General features: G+C 62.7%; 1 pseudogene. It reads left to right on the forward strand.

From position 1 onward, the window contains the following. Positions 1–260 (forward strand): annotated as a pseudogene (locus SB751_RS32220) (D-xylose ABC transporter ATP-binding protein); the annotation flags it as partial.

Raw genomic sequence — 260 nt, forward strand, 5'->3', positions numbered from 1 at the left:
CAGCAGATGATCGAGATCGTCAAGGCTTACGCGACTTCGCCCGCCGTGCTGCTGCTCGACGAGCCGACCTCGGCGCTCAGTCATCGCGAAGTCGAGCGACTCTTCATGCTGGTGCGACGCCTGCGCTCGCACGGCGTGACGATGCTGTACATCACGCACCGCATGAACGAGATCTTCGATATCGCCGATACCTGCACGGTGCTGCGCGACGGCGATCACATCAGTTCGCTGCCGATCGCGCAGACGAGCCCGAAGGACGT

Source organism: Cupriavidus sp. SIMBA_020, from assembly GCF_046535395.1.
In the GTDB taxonomy this organism is placed as follows: domain Bacteria; phylum Pseudomonadota; class Gammaproteobacteria; order Burkholderiales; family Burkholderiaceae; genus Cupriavidus; species Cupriavidus campinensis.